Genomic DNA, 23284 nt, shown 5'->3' on the forward strand with positions numbered 1-23284 from the left:
TGCCGTCGCCGTGCTCACGAACGGGTGGAGGCGAGTCCGGCGATGATCACCTCGATGGCGAAGTCCCGTCGGGCGCGTTCCGAGGGCGCAGTCAGCGCGTCCGCAGCGGCGACGACGTGCGGGAAGCGGTCCGGGTCGGCGGCCTGATAGATCCCGTGAAGGCGCGTGCGTTCCTCGGCTCCGAAGGGGACGCTCCGCATCGTCCGTTCGGTCGCCGTCGCTGCGACGAACTGTGCGATCACGTCCACGGCGAGGGCTGCCCGCGCCGGTACGACCCCGCCCGTCGCCATCAGGTCGAGTTCGTGGTCCGCGATCCGGAGGGCTCCGGGCAGCGTCGGGATCGACCCGAGCGCGACCGAACCCAGCCCCGGGTACTCGCCGAGGACCTCGACGGTGTTCGCGATGGTGGACGCGAGAGCCCCACGCCAGTCGCCATCGCGGACCGCGGAGAGTTCGACGCGCAGGTAGGCCTCGTCCAGCACGTTCTCGAGGAAGACGTCGCGGTTGGCGAAGTACGCGTAGAGCGACGCCGGACCGGTCTGCACCTGCTCCGCCACGGCGCGGAGCGACACCGAGTCGACCCCGCGTTCCCGGATCAGGGCCGTCGCGGCGTCGAGGATCGACCTGCGCGTCAGCGGCGGTTTCGCGGGCCGATCCCGTCGCGACACGGGTTCTGCTGCAGCGGCCATGTGTCGACGGTACCACTTGACACGATCGCTGTTTGTGACGAACACTGTTCGCGAACGCTGTTCGTGAAAGGAGAACCGAGATGTCGGTATTGGTCACAGGTGCCAGCGGAGCCGTGGGCGGCGCGGTCGTCGAAGGGCTCGTACGGGCAGGCATCGCCACCGTCGCCACGAGCAGGAAACCCGAGCGGTTGGCGCTGCCGGACGGTGTACGTCGGTTCGCGGCGGACTTCGACGACCCCGCTTCGTTCCGGGACGCGCTCGAGGGAGTCGACCGGGCGTTCCTGTACGCGGACCTCGTCGATCCCTGCGCACTCCTGACGACGTGGGCGACCGCCGGCGTGCGACACGTGGTCCTGCTGTCCTCGTCGGCGGTGACCGCGCCAGACGCTGCGGACGACTTCAACGGCGCACGGTTCCTCCGAGTGGAGCGAGCCGTCCGCGACTCCGGGCTCGGGTACACGTTCCTCCGACCCGGCGGCTTCGCGAGCAACGCGGCGCGATGGAGCTGGGGCATCCGCACCGATCGAGCGGTGCCCCTGCCCTACCCCGGTGCGGTGCAGGTCCCGGTCCACGAGCAGGACATCGCCGACGTGGCCGTCGCTGCCCTCACCAGCGACGAGCTCACGGGGCGCTCCCCGGTCCTCACCGGTCCCGAGCGCCTCACACTGCGGGAGCAGGTGGACATCATCGCCGACGTCGTCGGCACGCCTGTCGCCGTCCCGTTGCAGACCGAACACGAGAGCGCCGCGATGCTGTCCCGTCACCTCCCGGATGTCTGGGTCCGGCAGATCATCGCGGACTGGCGGCACGCAGACGGTGCAGCACCCGCGATCTCCGACGAGTACACACGCATCACGGGCAGGCCGTCACGGACCTTCCGGCAGTGGGTCGAGGACCACGTCGACCTGTTCGCCTGAGGTCCGAGACCGGACCACGGGTGCGCTCAGGTGAGCGCGGTTCGGCGCCGCGATCACGCCGAGCACCGCACGCCTCCACCCGAGCCAGCCGTCCCGTGGGCGACGCGGGGAGGTCAGAACAAGCCGCCGCGGGATCCGTCGCCGTCGAGACCGCGGAACATGTCGGACACGAGCGCCTCGATCTGCGGCTCGACCAGACGTTCGACGGCCTCGGCGATCCGTGGCCGGTGGTCGATGAGCGCGAGGCACACCGCCGTCCCCGTCGACCGGGCACATTCGTCGGAGAGGTCGATCTCGTGCCGGAGTGCCGCCTTCGCCTCGTCGGACAGGGGCTCACGCGGTGCGGCGTCCGACGACGCCCCGGTGCCGGCGAGCTCCCCGAGCGTGAAGAGGAACGGCGCACCCTCCTGCGGCTGCGGGTCGACGTCGAGCCCCTGGAACTCGGGTGAGAGCCCCTCGGTCGGCTGGTACCCGGCGTCGCGCTTGCGGGCGGCGGCGCGTTCGAGTTCCCGCTGCAGCAGCGGCAGGTTCTTCGCCGTGTAGTCGTCGACGGAGTCCTCGATGATCGTCGAGATCCGACCGATCAGCGCGTGCTGCACGGGGTGCGGCACGTCCGGCCCGAAGCCCGCGGCGCTGGCGATGGGCGACCCGGTGCACTTGCGGCAGATGCGGGTGCGGGGGCGGGCGGTGCCGATCTGCCATCGAGGGAGCCAGCGGAGCCAGACGTCGACGGCGTTCCGCACGCGCCCGTCGATGCCGTCCATGTCCCCAGGGTATGCGCCACGCCCGGGATAGGCGGACTACTCGATCGGTTCGGTCACGAAGTCGATCAACTCCTCGACGCGACCGAGCAGCTGCGGCTCGAGGTCGGCGAACGTCCGCACCTGCCCGAGGATCCGCTGCCACGCCCTGGCGATGTCGGCCTGCTCGGCGTGCGGCCACCCGAGCGCCTGGCAGATGCCCTTCTTCCACTCGATCGACCGCGGGATGGTCGGCCACTGCTCGAGGCCCAGCCGCTCGGGCTTCACCGACTGCCAGACGTCGACGAACGGGTGCCCGACGACGAGCACGTGTGCGCCCCACTTGCCTCGCATCACGGCGTCGGCGAAGCGGGACTCCTTCGACCCCGGCACCAGGTGGTCGACGAGCACCCCCACCCGACGGTCGCGTGACGGCCGGAAGTCGTCGAGTACGGCTGCGAGGTTGTCGACGCCCTCCAGGTACTCGACGACGACGCCCTCCACACGGAGGTCCGCACCCCAGACCTTCTCCACGAGTTCCGCGTCGTGCTTGCCCTCGACCATGATCCGGGAGGGCAACGCAACGCGCGCCCGCTGCGACTCGACGGCGAACGATCCGGACGCGGTGCGGAGGCGACCACCGTCGGAGGCGTGCCGGACCGCCGGGGACGACCCGGGCCTCCAGGCTGGGGGTGCAGCGGCGGCAGACCGCCCGACCGGCGCCTGCGGGCGGCCCAGCGTCACGAGCTCCCCCTCGAGCAGGAACTGCCCGGTGAAGGGGAACGAGCGGGTGCGGCCCTTCCAGTCCTCGAGCGCGATGTTGCCGGCTTCGAGGCCGACCACGGCGCCGGCCCAGCCGGAAGTGGGGTCCTCGAGCACCATGTCGCGTTCGAGCGGCACCTGCCGCACCTTCTTCACGCCCTTCGAGCGCCAGTCGCCCGAGAGCACGTCGCTGCCGTACCGGTCGTCGTCCACCCGTACGAGGGTACTGTCGACTCGGCTCCGGACGACGGCGACGGGCCGACTCCCACCATCGAAGACGGAAGGCACATCCGTGCGCGCAGCAGTCATCCACGCCCCTCGCGACATCCGCGTCGAGGACCTCGACCAGCCGTCGCTCATCAGCCAGCGCGACGCGGTCGTCAAGGTCGCGGCCGCGTGCGTGTGCGGTTCGGACCTCTGGCCGTACCGGGGCGTGACCGCGACGAAGCACGCGCACCCGATCGGCCACGAGATGATCGGCGAGGTCACCGCGGTCGGCAGCGAGGTGACCGGACTCACGGTCGGTGACTTGGTCATCTCCCCCTTCACGATGAACGACGGCACCTGCCAGGCGTGCCGCAACGGCATGACGACGGGCTGCGAGCACCTCTCCGGCTTCGGTGGCAAGGACGCGTACGGCGACCCGGTCGGCGGCGCGCAGGCGGAGTACGTGCGCGTGCCCGACGCGTCGGCGACACTCGTGGTGGTCCCCGGTCCGGTCGACCCGGCGCTGTACCCGTCGCTGCTGACCCTGTCCGACGTCTTCTCGACCGGGCACCACGCGGCGGTCTCGGCAGGGGTCGGCCCGGGCAAGACCGTCGTCGTGGTCGGTGACGGCGCGGTCGGGCTCTGCGCCGTGCTCGCGGCGAAGCGCCTCGGGGCGGAGCGCATCATCGCGATGAGCCGGCACGCCGACCGCCAGGCGCTCGCGCGGGAGTTCGGGGCGACGGACATCGTCGACACCCGCGGTGACGAAGGCGTGCAGGCCGTGAAGGACCTGCTCGACGGCGACCTGGCGGACTGCGCGGTCGAGGCCGTCGGTACCGAGGAGAGCATGGACCAGGCCCTGCACGTCGTGCGGGCCGGCGGGAACCTCGGCTTCGTCGGGGTGCCGCACGGGGTGCCGACGATCGGGATGCGCTACCTGTTCGACACGAACATCACGATCGGCGGCGGCATGGCTCCTGCCCGCACCTACATCCCCGAGCTGCTGCCCGACGTGCTGTCGGGTGCGATCGACCCGGGTCGCGTGTTCGACCTGGAGCTCCCCCTCGACGAGGCCGCCGAGGCGTACGCAGCGATGGACGAGCGTCGCGCGATCAAGGTGCTGCTGCGCCCGTAGGCGGTCGTGCGGGGGGCGGCGATCGGGCCCATCGCAGCCGCATTGGGAAGCCGAATCGCGCGTAGAAGGCCGGAAAACCGGACCTCCTACGCGCGATTCGGCTTCCTACGCGCGAAATGACCCACAGCCCCGCCCGTGTTTCCGAGAGCAGAACGCGTGTTTCGAATCGGTAAACAAACCTTTCAGTAAAGAAGGTTGTCCGTTACTGTCCTCGACATGAGCACACGCGGACGCACTCCAGGGCAGCCGGCACTGCTGCGCGTGTTGAACGACCGCGCCGCCCTCGCGCTGCTCCTCGACGACGGCCCGATGACCCGGAACGAGATCGCCCAGCGCACCGGGCTCAGCAAGCCCACCGCGGCCGAGATCATCCGTCGACTCGAGGCAGCAGGCCTCATCCGGGAAGCCGGCACCGAGTCGCAGGCCGGCCGTCGTGGCCCGAGCGCCGTCGTCTACCAGGCGATCACCGACCGGGACCTCGCCGTCGCGGTGGACGTGCAGCTCATCGACGTCCGATCGACCGTTGTCGACGCCACCGGCCGCACCTACCCCGTCGCCGAGCACCGGATGTCCGAGACCGAGATGCAGGAGCCCGGCGAGGACATCGTCGCCGCAGCCGTCGGTCGTGCCGCAGCAGCAGCCGGTGTGGACCCCGACCTCGTCACCGCCGTCGCGGTCGGTGTGCAGGCCTCCGTCGACCACGCCACCGACACCCTCATCTTCACCGACGGCCTGCCCGGGTGGCCCCGCGAGCAGGTCTCCGAGACCCTGTCGAAGCAGCTCGGCGTGCAGGTGCTCGTCGAGAACGACGCGAACCTCGCCGCCATCGCCGAGCGGAACATGGGCGCCGGCCGCACCCCGGAGAGCTTCGCGCTGTTCTGGATGGCGGAGGGCCTCGGCATGGCCCTCGACCTCGACGGCCGCCTGCACACCGGTGCGTCCGGAGCCGCGGGCGAGCTCGGCTACCTGAGCGTGCCCGCCGACGCACTCCCCCTCGACCCGACGGCGACGATCGTCGCGGACCTCATCTCCGAGTCCGCGATCATCGCCCTCGCCGCCGAACACGGGATCACGGCGCCGGACGGCAGTGCTGCCGACTGGCGCCAGGTGCTCCCGCAGCTGCCGGGGCTCCCCGAGCAGCACCCGTTCACGACCGCCCTCGGCGAGCGCGTCGGGCACAACGTGCTCCCCGCCCTCGCCGTCGCCGATCCCGAGACGGTCGTCCTGCACGGCCCGACCGGGATCGCGGGCGGTCCCGCACTGGCCGCCGCCGTGACCGCCTGGCTCAGGACCCGCACCCGCTGGTCCACCGCCGTGGTGGCACCGGGCGTCCCCGACACCCCCGTCCTGCACGGCGCACGACACGTCCTCATCGACGTCGTGCGCACCGCGCTCGGCGACCGACTCGAACGCATCAGCGACGATGCGGCCGAGACGGCCACCGCCGAGCGCGCCTGAACCGCACCACCACCCACCCGCACCACTCGAGGCACCACATCACCAGCCCTGTCCGAGGGCTCTTCGGCGCGCCCGGATCCGGCACCACACACCCGTGTGACGCCGACCGGACCGCCGAGGCGAGAGCAGAGAGCGAGTTCCGCAGTGTCCCACTCACCGAACCGGCGGGTCATCCGCCGCATCCTCACCGCGACCGCGGTCGCGACCACCGGCGCACTCGTCGTCGCCGGCTGCAGCTCCGGCAGCAGCGCGTCCTCGATCGACAAGACCGCCCCGAAGGAGCTCAAGGGCACCGTGTCCCTGTGGCACTTCTTCACGGGTCGCGAAGCCGGTGTCGTGAAGAGCGCCGTCGCCGGCTTCGAGAAGGCGAACCCCGGCGTCACGGTCGACATCCACGCCGGTCAGGACGACGAGAAGCTGCAGAAGGCGATCTCGTCCGGCCAGAACATCGACGTGGGCCTGTCGTACTCGACGGCGATCGTCGGCAGCTTCTGCTCCTCGGGCGCCTTCCGCGACCTGTCGCCGTACATCAAGCGCGACAAGGTGGACCTGTCCGACATCCCGAAGGCCGTGCGCTCGTACACCGAGTACAAGGGCACGCGGTGCACGCTGCCCGCCCTGGCCGACGTCAGTGCCCTGATGTACAACAAGCCCGCGATGGCCGCCGCCGGCATCACGACCCCGCCGAAGACGCTCGACGAGCTCAAGGCCGACGCGCTCAAGATGACGACGTACAACGCGGACGGCTCGATCAAGCAGCTCGGCTTCAACCCGCTCATCGACTTCTACGAGAACTCCCCGGAGCACTGGGCGCCGATGATCGACGGCACGTGGCTGGACAGCAAGGGCAACAGCGAGATCGGCACCTCCGCGAACTGGAAGAAGCTCATCCAGTGGCAGAAGGACTTCGTCGACGAGATCGGCTACGACAAGCTCAAGGCCTTCACGTCGGGCCTCGGCCAGGAGTTCGCCGCCGACAACGCGTTCCAGACCGGCCAGGTCGCGATGCAGATCGACGGCGAGTACCGCACGGCGTTCATCAAGGACCAGAAGCCGGACCTCGACTACGGCACCGCGCCGACCCCGGTGATGGACGGCGTCGGGAACTACGGCTCGACGTACATCGCGGGCAACGTCGCGGGCATCGCGAAGGGCTCGAAGAACCCGGAGCTCTCCTGGGCACTGCTGAAGTACCTGTCGACGAACACCGACGCGCAGGTCACGATGGGCAACGGCCTGAAGAACATCCCGACGCTCACCTCGGCGTTGCAGTCCCCGAAGCTCGAGGTCGACGAGAACTACAAGACGTTCGTCGACGTCGCGGGCAACAAGGACACGATGACCTCGCCCGGCACCGCCGACGGTGCCGCTTACATCGGCACCTTCACGAAGTTCTGGCAGGCGTACCAGGAGAACGGCGGCGACCTCGACGCCAAGCTGAAGAAGCTGGACTCCGACATCGACAACGCCAACCAGCTGGCTGGTCCGTGATGAGCACCACCACCAAGACCGCCGGACGGGAGGCTCGGCTCGGCCGGGCCTCCCGCCCCGCGGGCCCGACGGGGTCGGGTCCACTGCCCCCCACGGCTCCGCCACGCCGGCGCCGCTCCGCCGAGTCGCGCCGTCGGCTCGTCGCGCTGACGATGCTCGCCCCGGCCCTTCTGGGCCTCGTGGTCTTCTTCGCCTACCCGCTCGTCGCGAGCGTCTTCTACTCGTTCACGCGCTACAACCAGCTGCAGGAACCCCAGTTCGTCGGCCTGCTGAACTACCGGTTCCTGTTCACGCAGGACCCGCAGATCTGGCCGGCCGTCGTCAACACCGCGTGGTTCGTCGTCATCCTTGTGCCGGTCCGGATCGTCTGCGGCCTGCTCGTGGCGGGCCTCCTCAGTCGCGCGAAGACCGCGACCGGGTTCTGGCGCACGCTGTTCTACCTGCCCGCGCTGGTCCCGCCGGTCGCGAGCGTCGTGGCCTTCGTGTTCCTCTTCAACCCGGGCACGGGCCCCGTCAACCAGATCCTGAAGGTCTTCGGGATCGACGGGCCGCTGTGGTTCAACGACCCGGCGTGGTCGAAGCCGTCGCTCGTGATCATGGGCGTCTGGGTGATGGGCGACATCATGATCATCTTCCTGGCGTCGCTCCTCGACGTGCCGCGCGACCTGTACGAGGCCGCGTCGCTCGACGGGGCGAACGGCGTCCAGCAGGTGCGGCACATCACGCTGCCGACGATCGCCCCGGTGATCGGGTTCGCCGCCGTGACGGGGGTGATCGCGGCCCTGCAGTACTTCACCGAGGCGGCGGTCGCATCCGGGGTGGCGTCGGGCAAGGCGACGATCGGCGGTGGCACAGCGGCGCAGCTCGGGTACCCGGGCACCTCGCTGCTGACCTACACCGAGCTGCTCTACCAGCACGGGTTCGCGAACTTCCAGTTCGGGTACGCGTCCGCGATGGCCGTCGTGCTGTTCGTGGTCACCGCGATCGTGCTCGTGTTCACCATGCGACGAATTCCTGTATTCCGGCCGGAGGCCGACCAATGAGCACTGCCCGTCCCGAGGAGTCCTGATGACCGCCGTCTCCCAGTCCCCGCTCGCCCGGGCACCCCGTGGCGCGGCGCCCCGCACGGGCAAGCCCCGTCGAAGCCTGCTGCTCTGGATCGCCGAGCACGCCGCACTCGTCGCGCTCGGTGTCCTGACCCTCGCCCCGATCGTCTTCGTCGTCCTGACCTCGCTGATGTCGAGCAACCAGGCGCTGACGGCGTCGATCATCCCGAAACCGTTCGACTTCTCGAACTACGCCAGGGTCTTCAGCGAACTGCCGCTCGCCCAGTGGTTCGGGAACTCCGCGCTCTACGCCGTGCTCGCCACCGCGTTCATGCTCCTGAGCTCGGTGCCGGCCGCCTACGCGCTCGCGCAGATCAAGTTCAAGGGCGCGAACCTGATCTTCACGGTGATCATCGTGGCGATGCTCCTGCCCCCGCAGGTCACCGCCGTGCCGGTCTACGTGATGTGGTCGCACCTGCACCTGACCGGCACGCTCTGGCCGCTGATCCTGCCGAACCTGCTCGGCGACGCGTTCAGCATCTTCCTGCTCCGGCAGTTCTTCATGACGATCCCGAAGGAGTACGGGGACGCCGCGCGCATGGACGGCTGCAGCGAGTGGGGCGTCCTGATGCGGGTCGTCGTCCCGATGGCCAGGCCCGGCATCGCGTCGGCGGCGATCTTCATGTTCTTCAACTCGTGGAACGACTACTACGGCCCGCTCCTCTACGCGTCCGAGAACCAGGCCGCCTGGCCGGTCGCCTACGGACTCGCGACGTTCCGCGGCCAACACGGCACCGACTGGTCGATGACGATGGCGATGACCGTCGTCGTCATGGTCCCCGTCGTCGTCATCTTCTTCTTCGCACAGAAGGCATTCGTCGAGGGCATCGCGCTCACCGGCGTGAAGGGATAGCACCACAGTGAAACTCGCAGTCATCGGTGGCGGTTCCACCTACACCCCCGAACTCGTGGACGGCTTCGCCAGGCTCCGCAACCAGCTCCCCATCGACGAACTCTGGCTCGTCGACCCAGATCCCGAACGCCGGGAACTCGTCGGCGGCGTCGCGAAGCGGATGTTCGCGCACGCCGGACACCCGGGCACCGTGCACGTCACCGACGACGTCGTCGCCGGGGTGTCCGACGCCGACGCGGTCATGTTCCAGCTCCGCATCGGCGGACAGGCCGCCCGGCAGCAGGACGAGACCTGGCCGCACGAGGCGTGCTGCATCGGGCAGGAGACCACCGGCCCGGGCGGCTTCGCGAAGGCGCTCCGCACCGTGCCGGTCGTGCTCGAGTACGCCGAACTCGTCCGGGAGCACGCGAAGCCGGACGCCTGGATCGTGGACTTCACGAACCCGGTCGGCATCGTCACCCGGGCACTGCTCGAGGCCGGGCACCGCGCCGTGGGCCTGTGCAACGTGGCGATCGGCTTCCAGCGCCGCTTCGCCGCGGAGTTCGGTGTCGCTCCCGACCACGTGCGCCTCGACCACGTCGGCCTCAACCACCTGACGTGGGAGCGTGGCGTGCACGTCAGGACCGCCGACGGCGAGCGGGACGTCCTGGCAGAACTGCTGGCGGGCGACGCGCTCGACCGCACCGCCGACAGCGTGCACATGCACCCGGACCTGCTCCGCCTGCAGCACGCGATCCCGTCGTACTACCTGCGCTACTTCTACAGCCACGACATCGTGCTCGAGGAACAGCTCCACGAGCCGACCCGCGCCGAGGCCGTGATGGCGACCGAGCACGCGCTCCTCGCCAAGTACGCCGACCCGTCCGTCGTCACGAAGCCCGTCGAGCTCGAGCAGCGCGGCGGGGCATACTACTCCGAGGCCGCGATCGACGTGCTGTCCTCGATCCTCGGGGACCGCGGCGACGTGCAGGTGCTCAACGTCCGGAACGACGGCACGTTCCCGTTCCTCCCCGACGACCACGTCATCGAGGTCCCCGCGCGCGTCACCCGCCAGGCGATCACCCCGCTGCCGGTCGCACCGCTCGACGCGGACATGGTGGGGCTGGTGTCGCACGTCGCCGGGTACGAACGCCTGGCGCTCGACGCGGCCGTGCACGGCGGCCGCGACCGGGTGCTCCGGGCGATGTGGGCACACCCCCTGGTGGGGCAGGTCGACAAGGCCGAGAAGCTCACCGACCTGCTCCTGGCCGCGAACGCGGAACACCTGCCGTGGGCGCGATCGGAGCAGGTGACGTGGGCGGGCTGAACCGCACCGGCGGGGCGGAGACGACCCGGGCCTCCAGTCCGGTGATCGGTCTGCCGGACGCGGGCCGCGCGACCGACGTGGTGCTCGCGGTCGACGGCGGCGGCAGCAAGACCGACGTCGTCGCGATCGGGCTCGACGGGTCGCTCGTCGCGCACGCCCGTGGGCCCGGTTCGAACCCGCAGACCCGCGGGTGGGACCTGGCCGGCCCGATCATCGACGGGGTCCGTGCACGGGTGCTCCGGGAGCTCGGTGACCGGCGGATCCGGACGACGCACGTGTACCTCGCCGGGCTCGACCTGCACGACGAACTCGTCGCGGCGACGACGGCGCTCGCGCACTGGGACGAGGACGGCGGCGCGCCTGACGTCCTCGACAACGACCTGTTCGCGCTGCTGCGGGCCGGGACGCTGTCGCCGGACGCCGCCGCCGTGGTGTGCGGTACCGGGATCAACGCGCTGGCGGTCCGTGCCGACGGGGAGACCTCGCGCTTCCCGGCGATCGGCGACGTGTCCGGCGACTGGGGCGGCGGGGCGTACCTCGGCAACCGGGCGCTCTGGCACGCGGCTCGTGCGGACGACGGGCGTGGTCCGGCGACGGCGCTCGTGGACGCGGTGCCCGCTGCACTCGGGCTCGGGTCCGTCCGCGAGGTTACCGAGGCGATCCACTTCGGCCGGCTCGACGAGCGGGTGTTCAACCGGCTCTGCCCCGTGCTGTTCGACGTCGCCGGTGCCGGGGACGCCGTCGCTGCCGGGGTCGTCGCGCGGCAGGCGGAGGAGATCGTGCTGCTGGCCTCGGTCGCGCTCGGGCGGCTCGGCCTCGGCGGGTCGGCATCGTCGCCGGTGCCCGTCGTGCTCGGTGGCGGGGTGCTCGCTGCCCGACACCCGCTCCTCGTCGACGCGGTGGTGTCCGGGCTGGCCGCACGGGTGCCGGGTGCGGTGCCGACGTGGGTGACCGCTCCCCCGGTGCTCGGTGCAGGGTTCGCGGCGCTCGAGTCCGTCGGCGCGGGGGCTGATGCGCTCGAGCGGTACCGGGCCGCGGTGCTGTCCCGGTCGTTCGCGAGCACGGCGGCGTTGCCGCTCGCGTAGCGGCGGGGCGCGCGCGGCGGCGACTTTCGCGCTGAGCGACACTTCTCGCGCTCCCGAGCCCGTGAAGTGTCGCTCAGCCCGAGTCTCAGCGCCCGCCCAAGCGCCCGCCCGGCGCCTCACGCCCGCGCGAGCATCCCCAGCGTGTCGACCACCCGGTTCGAGAAGCCCCACTCGTTGTCGTACCAGGCGACGACCTTCACGTGGCGACCGCCGTCGACGCGGGTCAGCAGCGAGTCGAACACGGCCGACTCCGGGCGCCCCGTGATGTCCGTCGACACGATCGGGTCCGCCGTGAACGCCAGCACCCCGGCGAGGGGCCCGGCAGCGGCCGCACGGTACGCGGCGTTGACCTCGTCCACGGACACGTCGCGCGACACCACGGTGTTCAGCTCGACGATCGACCCGACGGGCACCGGCACACGGATGGCGTCACCGGACAGCTTCCCCTCGAGCCGCGGCAGCACGAGCCCGATCGCCTTCGCCGCCCCGGTGGACGTCGGCACGATGTTCACGCCCGCTGCCCGTGCGCGACGGAGGTCCCGGTGCGGACCGTCCTGCAGGTTCTGCTCCTGGGTGTAGGCGTGCACGGTCGTCATGAAGCCGTGCTCGATGCCGGCGAGGTCGTCGAGGACCGACGCCAGCGGCGCCAGCGCGTTCGTCGTGCAGGACGCGTTCGACACGACCGTATGCGCGGCGGGGTCGAACACGTCGGAGTTCACGCCGAAGGCGATCGTGGCGTCGGCGCCGGTCGCCGGAGCACTGATGAGCACCCGGCGCGCACCGGCGGTGAGGTGTGCGGCTGCCGCGTCGCGTGCGGTGAACCGGCCGGTGGACTCGAGGACGACCTCGACGCCGAGCTCCGCCCACGGCAGGTCGGCCGGCTCCCGCTCGGCGAGGACTCGGATGCGCGCCCCGTCGACCACGAGCACGTCCCCGTCCACCTCGACGGTGCCGGCGAACGGGCCGAGCGCGGAGTCGTACCGGAACAGGTGCGCGAGGGTCTCCGGTGCGGTGAGGTCGTTCACGGCGACGACCTCCAGGTCGTCACCTCCCCTGGCCAGGAGGGCACGGAGGGTGTTGCGGCCGATGCGGCCGAAGCCGTTGATGGCGATGCGGGTCATGGGACTTCCTTTCGTTCCGCAGACCATGCTCACCGGCCTGGAAGCACGGCAACAGTGGCAGGGAAGCCACGGTCCGAAAGGATCACGCCAACACCGGCGCGGTGCGGGAGCGGCGCGCTCAGTCCTGGAACGTCCGCCGGTACGCGGTCGGCGAGGTCCCGAGGATCCGGCGGAAATGGGTCCGCAGGTTCGCGTCCGACCCGAGCCCGGCGCGCTCGGCGACCTGGTCGACGCCGAGGTCGGACCGCTCGAGCAGTTCCCGCGCCAGGTCGACCCGGGCCCGGAGCACCCACTGCATCGGCGTGTACCCGGTGTCCTCCACGAAGCGCCGCGAGAACGTCCTCGGAGACACCGCTGCGTTCCGTGCGAGCGCCTCGAGCGTCAGGGGCTCGGCGAGGTGTCGGAGCGCCCACTCTCGCGTCGCGGCGAACACGTCACCGAGCGGCTCCGGCATGCTCCGCGGGACGTACTGCGCCTGGCCGCCGCTCCGGTACGGCGCGCTGACGAGCCGCCTGGCGACGTGGTTCGACAGCCCGACGCCGTGGTCCTGTCGCACGATGTGCAGGCACAGGTCGATCCCGCTCGCCGCCCCGGCACTCGTCAGCACCGAGCCGGCGTCGACGAACAGCACGTCCTCGTCCACCTCGACCGCCGGGTACCGCTCCCGGAGCACTCTCGTGTAGTGCCAGTGCGTCGTCGCACGGCGCCCGTCGAGCAGCCCGGCGGCCGCGAGCGCGAACGCCCCCGTCGAGATCGCCGCGATGCGGGCGCCCCGCTCGTGCGCTCGGGCGAGGGCAGCCACGACGTCGCCCGGCGGCGGGGTGTCCGCCGGGAACCGGTACCCGGGCACGAACACGGTCTCGGCCCACTCGAGCGTGTCGAGGCCGTGGTCGACCGCGTACGCCAGCCCGTCGCCGCCGGTGATCCGTCCCACCCGGGGGCCGCAGACCCGCACCTCGTACGGCATGCTCGGACGGTTCGAGAAGACCTGCGCGGGGATCCCGACGTCGAGCGGCTTGGCACCGTCGAGCACCAGGACCGCGACACGGTGGAGTCGTGCGGGCACCATGCTGCGACGCTAGCGGAGCGTCAGGCGTCGTGGATCGCGAGCACCCGGTGCGGAGCCGCCGACTCCGCCCGCCACCCCGCCGGCAGCGCCGTCCGGAGTTCCGGCAGCGTGAAGCTCCGACGGATGGACCGCAGCCCGTCCACGCGCACGAACGTCCCGGCGGCGACGAGCACCGATCCGAGTGCGTACGCCCGGTACGCCGAGGCCGACCGCCGGATGTCCGAGTGCAGGCTCCTGGTCGACGCGAGTCGCTCCGAGTCGCCGAGGAACCCCGCCCGCTCCTCGTCCCCGAGGTGGTGCAGCACGTGGTTCGACACCACGACGTCGAAGCGCTCCCCCGCTGCCACGAGGTCGCCGCTCGACTGCTCGCGGAAGGACACGCCACGAGGGACGGAACGCGTCGCGGCGGCGATCGCCCGAGGATCCGGGTCCACCCCGACGACCTCGATGTCGAACCCGTCGCTCGCCGCCCAGCGCACCAGCGCCCGCGCGAGGTCGCCGCCGCCGCACCCCAGGTCGAGCACCCGTCCGCGCCCGCTCGCCGGCAACGCCGGCACGACGTGGGTCCGCCACGCGGCCCGCCACCCGCTCACCAGCGAGTTCACGACGGCGAACCGCCGGAACGTCCGCGCCAGTGCACGCGGGTCGCAGTCCGGGTCGTCCATGAGTTCGCGGAGCTCCAGGTCGCGCACACGCAGGTCGACCGCCGGGAGGCCCTGCTCGCCTCCGGCCCGCCTGCTCACGCCCGCCCCGCGGCGAGTTCCACCGCGTCGACCGCGTCCGTCGTCCGGGTCGCGTCCGTCGTCCGGGTCGCGTCCGTCGTCCGGGTCACGTCCGTCGCCTCGGTCCCGACTGCGGTGAGGCGTGCACTCTCCACGGTCAGGCCCGGGCCGAACGCCAGCGCGATCACGGACGCACCGTCGGTGATCCCAGCATCGAACGCGTCCCGCAGCACGAACAGCACCGTCGCACTCGACATGTTCCCGTGCTCGCGCAGCACCGCCCTGCTGCTCGCCATGGCGCGGTCGGACAGCCCCAGGGCGTCCTGCGTCCGGTCGAGGATCGCCCGGCCGCCGGGGTGCACCGCCCACACGGGGACGTCCGCCGCCGGTCCGTCCAGCAGGGGTGCGACCGCCTCGGCGACGGTCGCCCCGACCAGCCTCGGCACCGCGGTGCTGAGGACCATCTCGAAGCCCTCGTCACCGATGTTCCACGCCATCTCCGACGCACCCTCCGGCACGACCGTCGTGGCGAACGCGTCAAGCCGCAGCCCGGGGCCGTCGGCCGTCACGACGGCAGCGGCGGCACCGTCCCCGAAGACGCTGTTCGAGACGATCTGGTCCGGGTCGTCCGATGCCCGGACGTGCAGCGTGCAGAGCTCGGCGCACACGACGAGCACGACGGCGGAGGGATCAGCGGCGACGAACGCGTCGGCGATCCGGAGCGCCGGGAACGCCGCGCAGCACCCCATGAACCCGATGTGCTGCCGGAAGACCGTGCGAGGCAGTCCGAGCTCCTCGACGATCGCCAGGTCGGGACCCGGTTGGGTGAACCCCGTGCACGACACCGTGACGAGGTGCGTGACGTCTGCCGGGCCCATGCCGGACCGGTGCAGGGCGTCCCGCGCGGACTCGACGAACAGGGCAGGAGCGAGCTCCCGGTACCGGTCGTTCCGCGTCCCCGTCGACGGCGACTGCAGCGTCCCGTCGGCATCGCGGAAGCGTCCGGGCCGACCGGCGAGGTCCAGCTCCTCCAGGACGGTGTGCCGGTGCGCGACGGCTGATGCGTCGAACGCGGCGGGGACCAGGCGACGACCGAGGCGACCGAGCCCTGGCTGCGCGGCGAAGAGCTCGCGCACCGCCACCTGGTCGAGTGTCGTCTCGGGGACGGCGGTACCGATGGCGCGGATCGTTGCGGACACTCCTCATCCTGTCACCGGGTCGTGGACGTGTCCCCAGGAACGACGAGAGGCCCGATGCGCAGCGCACACCGAGCCTCCTGTCCGGACCGTGATCAGGCCTGCGCGCGCTCCAGCACGAGCTCGCGGACGCGGGCCGCGTCGGCCTGGCCCTGCATCGACTTCATGACGGCACCGATGATCGCGCCGGCGGCCTGGACCTTGCCGTCCTTGATCTTCGCGAGGACGTCCGGCTGCGCGGCGAGTGCCTCGTCGACGGCGGCGGTGAGGGCCGAGTCGTCGGAGACGACCTTCAGCCCGCGCGACTCGACGACCGCGGACGGCGAGCCCTCGCCGGCGATGACGCCCTCGAGCACCTGGCGCGCCAGGCGGTCGGTCAGGTCGCCGGACTCGACGAGCGTGATGAGCTCCGCGACGTGCGCGGGCGACACGAGGTCCCCGGCGACGGCGTCCTGCGTGTTCGCGACACGGCTGATCTCACCGGTCCACCACTTGCGGGCGGCCTGGGCCGGTGCGCCGGCGGCGACGGTGGCTTCGACCTCGTCGAGGAGGCCGCCGTTGACGACGTCCTGGAACTCGAGGTCGGCGAAGCCCCACTCGCCCTTGAGGCGACGGCGGCGGGCGACGGGTGCCTCGGGCAGGGACGCGCGGAGTTCCTCGATCATCGCCGGGTCGGGGACGACGGGGAGCAGGTCGGGCTCGGGGAAGTAGCGGTAGTCGTCCGCGTCGGACTTCGGCCGCCCCGCGGAGGTGCGGCCGGTGTCCTCGTGCCAGTGCCGGGTCTCCTGCGTGATCGTGCCGCCGTCCGCGAGGATCGCGGCCTGTCGCTGGATCTCGTAGCGGATGGCGCGCTCGACGGCGCGGAACGAGTTCACGTTCTTCGTCTCGGTCCGGGTGCCGAGCTTCTCCTGGCCCCACGGGCGCAGCGAGATGTTCGCGTCGCAGCGCAGGTTCCCCCGCTCCATGCGGGCCTCGGAGACGCCGAGCGCACGGACGAGGTCACGGATGACCTGCACGTACGCGGCACCGAGCTCCGGGGCCCGGTGGGCGGCACCGAAGATCGGCTTCGTGACGATCTCGACGAGCGGCACGCCGGCACGGTTGTAGTCGACGAGCGAGTACTCGGCGCCCTGGATGCGACCGGTCGCGCCACCGACGTGCGTGAGCTTGCCCGCGTCCTCTTCCATGTGCGCGCGCTCGATCGGCACCTGGAAGAGCGTGCCGTCGGCGAGTTCGACCTCGACCTCCCCCTCGAAGGCGATCGGCTCGTCGTACTGCGAGATCTGGTAGTTCTTCGGGTTGTCCGGGTAGAAGTAGTTCTTCCGGGCGAACCGCGACGACTCGGCGATCGAGCACCCGAGCGCGAGCCCCAGGTTGATCGAGAACCGGACGGCCTGCTCGTTCACGACGGGCAGCGACCCCGGGAGCCCGAGGTCCACCGGCGTGACGTTGGTGTTCGGTTCGCCGCCGAAGAAGTTCGGGGCGTCGGAGAACATCTTGGTCTTCGTGGCGAGCTCGACGTGCACCTCGAAGCCGAGGACCGGCTCGAAGCGCTCGATCGCCTCGTCGAAGTCCATGAGTGCGTCCTTGGCGGCCATCAGACCACGCCTTCCTCTGCTGCCGACTGCTGACTGAAGTCGAGGTCGGGGATCCGGTCGATGAGCGGCGCACCCCACTGCTGCTCGAGCAGGCGCTCGAGTGCCGCGCCGTAGCGGTACAGCCGGGCGTCCTCGCGCTGCGGGGCCATCAGCTGCACGCCGGTCGGCAGGCCGTCTTCTGGAGCCAGACCGTTCGGGATGCTCATGCCGGGGACGCCGGCCAGGTTCGCCGGGATCGTGGTGAGGTCGTTGAGGTACATCGACAGCGGGTCGTCGAGGCGCTCACCCAGCGGGAACGCGGTCGTGGGCGCCGACGGGCTGACGAGCAGGTCGACCTGCTCGAACGCCTTGTCGAAGTCGCGCTGCACCAGGGTGCGGACCTTCTGCGCGCTGCCGTAGTAGGCGTCGTAGTACCCGGCGCTCAGCGCGTAGGTGCCCAGGATGATGCGGCGCTTGACCTCTGGCCCGAATCCGGCTTCACGCGTGGCGGCCATCACGTCCTCGACGGTGGCCCCGCCCTCTGGCGTGACCCGCAGGCCGAACCGCACCGAGTCGAACTTCGCGAGGTTCGACGACGCTTCCGCCGGCAGGATCAGGTAGTAGGCGCTGATGGCGTACGCGAAGCTCGGTGCGTCGATCTCGACGACGACCGCACCGGCGGCTTCGAGGATCGCGACGGTCTCCTGGAAGCGCTGCGTGACGCCGGCCTGGAAGCCCTCGCCCCCGGCCAGCTCCTTCACGACGCCCACGCGGAGGCCCGTGAGCGTGTCCGCCTGCAGCCCGTCACGGGCGGCGGCCGCGAACGACGGCCACTCGTCACGGATCGACGTGGAGTCACGCGGGTCGTGCCCGCCGATGACGTCGTGCACGAGCGCGGCGTCGAGGACGGTGCGGGCGACGGGGCCGACCTGGTCGAGGCTGGACGCGAGGGCGATCGAGCCGTACCGGCTGACGCCACCGTAGGTGGGCTTCACGCCGACGGTGCCGGTGACGGCACCCGGCTGGCGGATCGAGCCACCGGTGTCCGAACCGAGCGCGAGGGGCGCTTCGTGGGCGGCGACCGCAGCGGCCGAGCCGCCACCGGACCCGCCGGGGATGCGGTCGAGGTCCCACGGGTTGCGCGTCGGGCCGTACGCCGAGAACTCGGTCGTCGAGCCCATCGCGAACTCGTCCATGTTGGTCTTGCCGAGGGGCACCAGGCCGGCGCGACGGAGCTTCGCGACCGGGGTGGCGTCGTAGGGCGGTACCCAGCCTTCGAGGATCTTCGAACCGGAGGTGGACGGCATGTCGAGGGTGCAGAGCACGTCCTTGATGGCCACCGGCACACCCGCAAGGGCGCCGAGGTCGTCGCCGGCCGCGCGGCGCGAGTCGATGGACTTCGCGACGCCGAGGGCGTTCTCGTTGACGTGCAGGAACGCGTGCACGTCCCCGTCGACGGCGGCGATGCGGTCGAGGTGCGCCTGGGTCGCCTCGACGCTCGAGACGTCGCGCGACACGAGGGCGTCCGCCAGCGCTGCCGCGCTGAGGCGGGTGATGTCGTCGGTCACTGCTCTTCTCCCAGGATCGCCGTCACGCGGAACCGTTCGCCGTCGGTGTCGGGGGCTCCGGAGAGCGCCTGCTGCTGGGTGAGCGTCTCGCCGACCACGTCGGGCCGGAGGACGTTCGGCAGCGTGACCGGGTGGCTCGTCGCGGGGACGTCCGGCGTGGCGACCTCGGTCACCTTCGCGACGCTGTCGACGATGTGCGACAGCTCCCCGGTCAGCTTCTCGATCTCGTCGGGCGTGAGTGCGATACGTGCGAGGTTCGCCAGGTGGGCGACCTGCTCGCTCGTGATGTCAGGCATGGTGCTCCGTCGATCGGTTCGTGGAATGCGAACCAGTCTATTGGGTCAGTTCCCCGGTGCCGGCTGGCCCTGCTGCGGCGACTGTTGGCCGGTCTGCTGTTGGCCGGGCTGCTGCTGGCCCTGCTGGGTCCCCGTGTCGCCACCGCTCTGCTGCGATGACTGGCTCGCCGGCGGAGCCACGGAACCGATCATCGACTGGCTCGGAGCCGGGAGCGCATCGCCGCCGACGTGGGCGTCGAGGTACTGCATCAACGACTTCCCGATCCCGAACTTCGCGCTGTACCCGGTCGTCCCCTGCAGGAACGCCCGGTTCGCGAGCGGGACGTTGCCCTGTACGTTGCCGACCCAGGTCGCGTTGGTGTACTTCGTGCTCGAGGCGACCAGCCAGTTCTGCACGTCACCGTCCGTCGTGCCGGTCTTGGCGAACTTCGGCGTGCTGTCACCGGGGTTCGCGCTGGCCGCCGTCCCGTTGCCGCTCAGGACGCCCTTCAGTGCGTAGTCGACGGTGCCGGCGATCTCCTTCGAGACGCCCTGCGTGCAGCTCGTCGGCGTCGGCGTGATCTTCGTGCCCGTCGCGGTCGTCACGGAGTCGATCGCGGTCGGCGTGCAGACGACGCCGCCGTTCGCGAAGCCCGCGTACGCCTCGGCGAGGTCGATCGGCGACAGGTTGTTGACCCCGAGGATCATCGAGGGCACCGAGCTGAGCTTCCCGCCGTCCGCCGTGTGGATGCCCATCGACTCGGCCAGGTTCGCGATCTTGCAGAGGTCGAGCTGCTTGCCCATCGCGGCGAACGCCGTGTTGATCGACTCGGCGGTGGCGCTCAGCACGCTCATCGACGCCGGGACGTTCTCGGCGTTGGCGACGTTCCACGTCCCGCCGATGCCCTCGCACGAGTTCGTGAACTCGGAGGCGTTGAAGTGGTGCTCGCTGGTGTTGACGCTCTCGTTCAGGGTGTGTCCCTGCGCGAGCCACTCGGCGAGCGTGAACACCTTGAACGTCGATCCGGTCTGGAATCCGCCGGAGTTGCCGTACGCCTGGTCGGCGCTGTAGTTGACCGCGGTCTGTCCGGGCGTCCCGGAGTCCGACTGCGTGTACGCGGTGTTCTGCACCATCGACATGATGCGGCCAGTGCCCGGCTCGACCGTGACGTTCGACCCGCCGACGTCGAAGCCGGTCATGGTCGCGGGGACGTAGGTCGACAGCGCGTTCTGCGCCTGCGCCTGCAGGTCGAGGTCGAGGGAGGTGTGGATCTGCAGGCCCTTGGTGTCGAGGGTGGCGATCCGGTCGGCTGCGGTCTTGCCGAACGCGGGGTCCTGCAGCACCTGGTCGCGCACGTAGTCGCAGAAGTACCCGGCGTCGTAGTTCGTGGCCGCGGACGAGCAGCCGTTCGCCGTCGCGGTGATCTTCGGCTGGACGGGCGTCGCGATCGCCGCCTGCTCGTCGGCCTTCGAGATCGAGTGGTGCGCGTACATCCGCCGGAGCACGTAGTCGCGGCGCTCCTTGGTGGCCTTGTACCCGTTCGCGGACCCGTTCGCCGTCGAGTCCGGCTGGTCGATGCGCAGGTTCGACGGGTTGTTCAGGATCGCGACCAGGGTGGCGGACTGCACGAGGGACAGGTCCTTCGCGGAGACGCCGAAGTAGTACTGGGCCCCGGCCTCTGCGCCGTACACCCGGCCGCCGAGGCCGACGATGTTGAGGTACCCGGTGAGGATGTCCTGCTTCGAGTACTTCTTGTTCACGGCGATCGCGTACCGCATCTCCTGCAGCTTTCGCTGCGGCGTGACACCGGCGGCGTCCTCGTAGCACGCGTCGATCTTCTTCTGCGTGTCCGCGGCGTCCTTGCCGGTGAGCTGCTCGCACTGCTGCACGAGCACGTTCTTGACGTACTGCTGCGTGATGCTCGATCCGCCCTGCACGTCCCCGCCGACGACGGTCGCGGCGACGCCGCGCACGGTCCCGAGGACGTCGATGCCGCCCTCCTCGTAGAACCGCGGGTCCTCGGTGTCGATCGCGGCCTGCTTGAGGGTCTTCGCGATCGCGTCGGCCTTGACGATCGTGCGGTTCTCGGCGTAGAACGACGCGATCTTGACGTCCTGGCCGCCCTGCTTCGCGTACACGGACGACACCTGCTGGGGCGTCTGCACGTCGAGGTAGCTCGGCAGGTCCTCGAAGAACGCGGCAGCGCCGGAGGCGCCTTCCCCGGCCACGGCGACGGCCGGCGTGACGGCGACCGCGACGAGCATGCCCGCGAGTGCGGACATCACGACGAACATCAGGAGGGCTCCCGGCCACCGCATCACACGCATGCACTGCACGGTAGGGACCCGCCCTGGGGCGAGACTGCTCCGATCCCCGCAGAAGCTGCACCGGTACTCAGGTTGTCCACCAGGTGCGGCCAGGATCGGTCCGGCGGCTCGGATCGAGTCCGCCCCGCACGTCCGGTCACGATCAGGTCACGTCCACCACCGTCGGCGGCATCACCGTCCGCTCGCGTCAGTCGCGGGGCTGCAGGTCCTGCGGTCGGACGAGGAACATGTCCGGCGACGCCTGCACGTTGCCCTCCCCGCGGCCGTTGCCGCGCTGCACCTGGTCGCGCACCAGGTCGCCGCGTCCCACGGCGATGAGCGCGACGTCGTGCAACGACGCCGTCCCGGGCTTCAGGTAGTCGTTGTGCCCGACCGGTCGCCGGAACACGTCGTCCGCGTCCGCCGGGTCGATCCCGCCGGCGAGGTCGAGCACGGTCGAGCCGAAGTCGGCGGCGCCGGGGTCGGTGCCGAAGTAGCCGGACCCGGCGATGGGATCCCAGTGCGCTCCCCCGACGAACACCTCGCCCGCGGCGACCGCCAGTTCCGAGGCGCTCGTGACGTCGCTCCCCGGGGACCCCAGCACCGTCAGGCTGTCGGCGTGCATCCGGCCGGACGACAGTGCCATCAGCGCGGTCGTCGAGCCGTAGGAGTGGGCGACGATGCCGAGCCGTGGTTCTGCGCCGTCGCGGATCTGGCGGATGCCGTCGACGGTCCGCTCGAGTCGCCCGGCGCCGGTCTTCGCGAGGTCCAGGGACAGGATGTTCGACAGGTCCGGCGTGCGGTACCCCATCCACGCAACGACCGCGATCCCGGTCCCCGGCGCCGGTGCCGCGACCGGCGACAGCGTCGCCTGCTCGTCGTACAGGTCCCCGGCGGTCGCGGTGAAGTCGGCCATCTGTCCGGTGACGGTGAAGAACATCCCCGGGACCACCACGGTGACGTCCGCAGCGGTGGCGAGGTCGCCGAGCGCGATGGCCGCGCGTCCGGAACCCCGCGTGTCGAGCGTGATGAGGGACTTGCGGGGTCCGTCGGCGTCGCGGACCAGGGACTCGCGGACCTGCCCGAGCATCGCCGCTTCGCCCGCCGGGGTGCCGCGATCCGCGCTCTCCGCCGCGAGCACCGCGCGGTTCGCCCGGTCACGGACGGCGTACGGCACCCCGTCGAGGTTGCCGACGACGACGGGTGCACCCTGCTCGAGCCGCACCTGCTCGGTGGCGTCGAGGCCGGACCACCACGTGGTGACCTCGGCGGCCGTCGGCGGGGCGTCCATCGCGGTCGCCGCCACCCGGTCGTCACGATCGGCTGTCGCGAGCACGGCCGGAGACGCCGCGGCGAGGTCGTGGAGGAACGCGCGACCGCGGTCCGAGCGCAGGTCGTCGATCCCGATCTGTCCCCCGGTCATGACCGGTGCGACGGTCTGCGCGGTGCCGTGGTCGACGGCGGCGGCCTGGACGACGAGCGCGCCCTGGGACGCGGGCGCGACGGGCGACTCGACCACTCCGAGGGAGTGCATCGAGGCTGTGAGCAGTGCGGCGGCGAGGAGCAGCAATACCGGTCTCCCCCGGGAAGGCCATACCATCGTCCCCCTGCAGACGACAGGTGATGCTCTGTCGAGTGTAAGGAAAACGACCCCGAACCGGTCGTGTCCGATGCAACTTGACCCCAGAACTGGGTTCAGG

General features: G+C 71.0%; 20 protein-coding genes. 8 read left to right on the forward strand and 12 right to left on the reverse strand.

What is annotated here, in order from left to right; all coding sequences use genetic code 11:
- Positions 1 to 14: 14 nt before the first annotated feature.
- On the reverse strand, positions 15 to 689 hold the full coding sequence (locus tag ACO0E1_RS03785) for a TetR/AcrR family transcriptional regulator (protein WP_422872967.1): 675 nt from the start codon (positions 687 to 689) through the stop codon (positions 15 to 17).
- A gap of 80 nt (positions 690 to 769) precedes the next feature.
- On the opposite strand from ACO0E1_RS03785, the gene ACO0E1_RS03790 reads away from it, so the two are divergent.
- Positions 770 to 1606 carry an SDR family oxidoreductase gene (locus ACO0E1_RS03790; RefSeq protein ID WP_422872968.1) on the forward strand — a complete coding sequence of 279 codons (837 nt, stop codon included), beginning with the start codon at positions 770 to 772 and terminating at the stop codon, positions 1604 to 1606.
- A gap of 113 nt (positions 1607 to 1719) precedes the next feature.
- On the opposite strand, the gene ACO0E1_RS03795 is transcribed toward ACO0E1_RS03790, so the two are convergent.
- Entirely contained in the window at positions 1720 to 2370 is a 651-nt protein-coding gene (locus tag ACO0E1_RS03795) for a spermidine/putrescine ABC transporter substrate-binding protein (RefSeq protein ID WP_422872969.1), read from the reverse strand.
- 36 nt (positions 2371 to 2406) lie between these two features.
- The gene (locus ACO0E1_RS03800) at positions 2407 to 3321 is read right to left on the reverse strand and encodes a DUF3097 domain-containing protein (RefSeq protein WP_422872970.1); all 915 of its coding nucleotides are present in this window, start codon (positions 3319 to 3321) and stop codon (positions 2407 to 2409) included.
- A 79-nt stretch (positions 3322 to 3400) separates the two neighbouring features.
- On the opposite strand from ACO0E1_RS03800, the gene ACO0E1_RS03805 reads away from it, so the two are divergent.
- From ACO0E1_RS03805 to ACO0E1_RS03835, 7 genes are all read left to right on the forward strand, one after another.
- On the forward strand, positions 3401 to 4450 hold the full coding sequence (locus ACO0E1_RS03805) for a zinc-binding dehydrogenase (RefSeq protein ID WP_422872971.1): 1050 nt from the start codon (positions 3401 to 3403) through the stop codon (positions 4448 to 4450).
- A gap of 216 nt (positions 4451 to 4666) precedes the next feature.
- A complete protein-coding gene (locus ACO0E1_RS03810) occupies positions 4667 to 5908 on the forward strand; it encodes an ROK family transcriptional regulator (protein WP_422872972.1) in 1242 nt (413 codons plus the stop codon).
- A gap of 144 nt (positions 5909 to 6052) precedes the next feature.
- Complete coding sequence (locus ACO0E1_RS03815; protein ID WP_422872973.1) at positions 6053 to 7399, forward strand: extracellular solute-binding protein; 1347 nt, start codon at positions 6053 to 6055, stop codon at positions 7397 to 7399.
- Positions 7399 to 8442: a carbohydrate ABC transporter permease gene (locus tag ACO0E1_RS03820; RefSeq protein ID WP_422872974.1), complete on the forward strand. Its 1044-nt coding sequence runs from the start codon at positions 7399 to 7401 to the stop codon at positions 8440 to 8442. The genes ACO0E1_RS03815 and ACO0E1_RS03820 overlap by 1 nt, the downstream gene beginning before the upstream one ends.
- A 25-nt stretch (positions 8443 to 8467) precedes the next feature.
- Complete coding sequence (locus ACO0E1_RS03825; protein ID WP_281267261.1) at positions 8468 to 9358, forward strand: carbohydrate ABC transporter permease; 891 nt, start codon at positions 8468 to 8470, stop codon at positions 9356 to 9358.
- A gap of 7 nt (positions 9359 to 9365) precedes the next feature.
- Positions 9366 to 10664: a 6-phospho-beta-glucosidase gene (locus ACO0E1_RS03830; RefSeq protein WP_422872975.1), complete on the forward strand. Its 1299-nt coding sequence runs from the start codon at positions 9366 to 9368 to the stop codon at positions 10662 to 10664.
- The gene (locus tag ACO0E1_RS03835; protein WP_422872976.1) at positions 10652 to 11749 is read left to right on the forward strand and encodes an N-acetylglucosamine kinase; all 1098 of its coding nucleotides are present in this window, start codon (positions 10652 to 10654) and stop codon (positions 11747 to 11749) included. The genes ACO0E1_RS03830 and ACO0E1_RS03835 overlap by 13 nt, the downstream gene beginning before the upstream one ends.
- Positions 11750 to 11865: 116 nt before the next feature.
- Here ACO0E1_RS03835 and gap read toward each other — a convergent pair whose 3' ends face one another.
- From gap to ACO0E1_RS03880, 9 genes are all read right to left on the reverse strand, one after another.
- Positions 11866 to 12870, reverse strand: coding sequence for a type I glyceraldehyde-3-phosphate dehydrogenase (gene gap, locus ACO0E1_RS03840; protein WP_422872977.1), 1005 nt, complete (start codon positions 12868 to 12870; stop codon positions 11866 to 11868).
- A gap of 118 nt (positions 12871 to 12988) precedes the next feature.
- Positions 12989 to 13939, reverse strand: coding sequence for a GlxA family transcriptional regulator (locus ACO0E1_RS03845; RefSeq protein WP_422872978.1), 951 nt, complete (start codon positions 13937 to 13939; stop codon positions 12989 to 12991).
- A 20-nt stretch (positions 13940 to 13959) separates the two neighbouring features.
- The gene (locus ACO0E1_RS03850; RefSeq protein WP_422872979.1) at positions 13960 to 14682 is read right to left on the reverse strand and encodes a methyltransferase domain-containing protein; all 723 of its coding nucleotides are present in this window, start codon (positions 14680 to 14682) and stop codon (positions 13960 to 13962) included.
- The gene (locus ACO0E1_RS03855) at positions 14679 to 15860 is read right to left on the reverse strand and encodes a type III polyketide synthase (protein ID WP_422872980.1); all 1182 of its coding nucleotides are present in this window, start codon (positions 15858 to 15860) and stop codon (positions 14679 to 14681) included. Before ACO0E1_RS03855 ends, ACO0E1_RS03850 begins: the two co-directional genes overlap by 4 nt.
- Positions 15861 to 15952: 92 nt before the next feature.
- Positions 15953 to 17455 (reverse strand): Asp-tRNA(Asn)/Glu-tRNA(Gln) amidotransferase subunit GatB, encoded by a 1503-nt coding sequence (gene gatB / locus ACO0E1_RS03860; RefSeq protein WP_422872981.1) that lies wholly within the window; start codon positions 17453 to 17455, stop codon positions 15953 to 15955.
- Positions 17455 to 19002: an Asp-tRNA(Asn)/Glu-tRNA(Gln) amidotransferase subunit GatA gene (gene gatA / locus ACO0E1_RS03865; RefSeq protein WP_422872982.1), complete on the reverse strand. Its 1548-nt coding sequence runs from the start codon at positions 19000 to 19002 to the stop codon at positions 17455 to 17457. The genes gatB and gatA overlap by 1 nt, the downstream gene beginning before the upstream one ends.
- Positions 18999 to 19298, reverse strand: coding sequence for an Asp-tRNA(Asn)/Glu-tRNA(Gln) amidotransferase subunit GatC (gatC, locus tag ACO0E1_RS03870; RefSeq protein ID WP_281267255.1), 300 nt, complete (start codon positions 19296 to 19298; stop codon positions 18999 to 19001). The genes gatA and gatC overlap by 4 nt, the downstream gene beginning before the upstream one ends.
- Before the next feature lie 45 nt (positions 19299 to 19343).
- The gene (locus tag ACO0E1_RS03875) at positions 19344 to 21605 is read right to left on the reverse strand and encodes a transglycosylase domain-containing protein (protein ID WP_422872983.1); all 2262 of its coding nucleotides are present in this window, start codon (positions 21603 to 21605) and stop codon (positions 19344 to 19346) included.
- A 187-nt stretch (positions 21606 to 21792) separates the two neighbouring features.
- A complete protein-coding gene (locus tag ACO0E1_RS03880) occupies positions 21793 to 23154 on the reverse strand; it encodes an alpha/beta hydrolase (RefSeq protein ID WP_422872984.1) in 1362 nt (453 codons plus the stop codon).
- Between the last annotated feature and the right edge of the window lie 130 nt (positions 23155 to 23284).

Origin of the sequence: Curtobacterium guangdongense (assembly GCF_049341845.1) — a bacterium.
GTDB classification, from domain to species: Bacteria; Actinomycetota; Actinomycetes; order Actinomycetales; family Microbacteriaceae; genus Curtobacterium; species Curtobacterium guangdongense.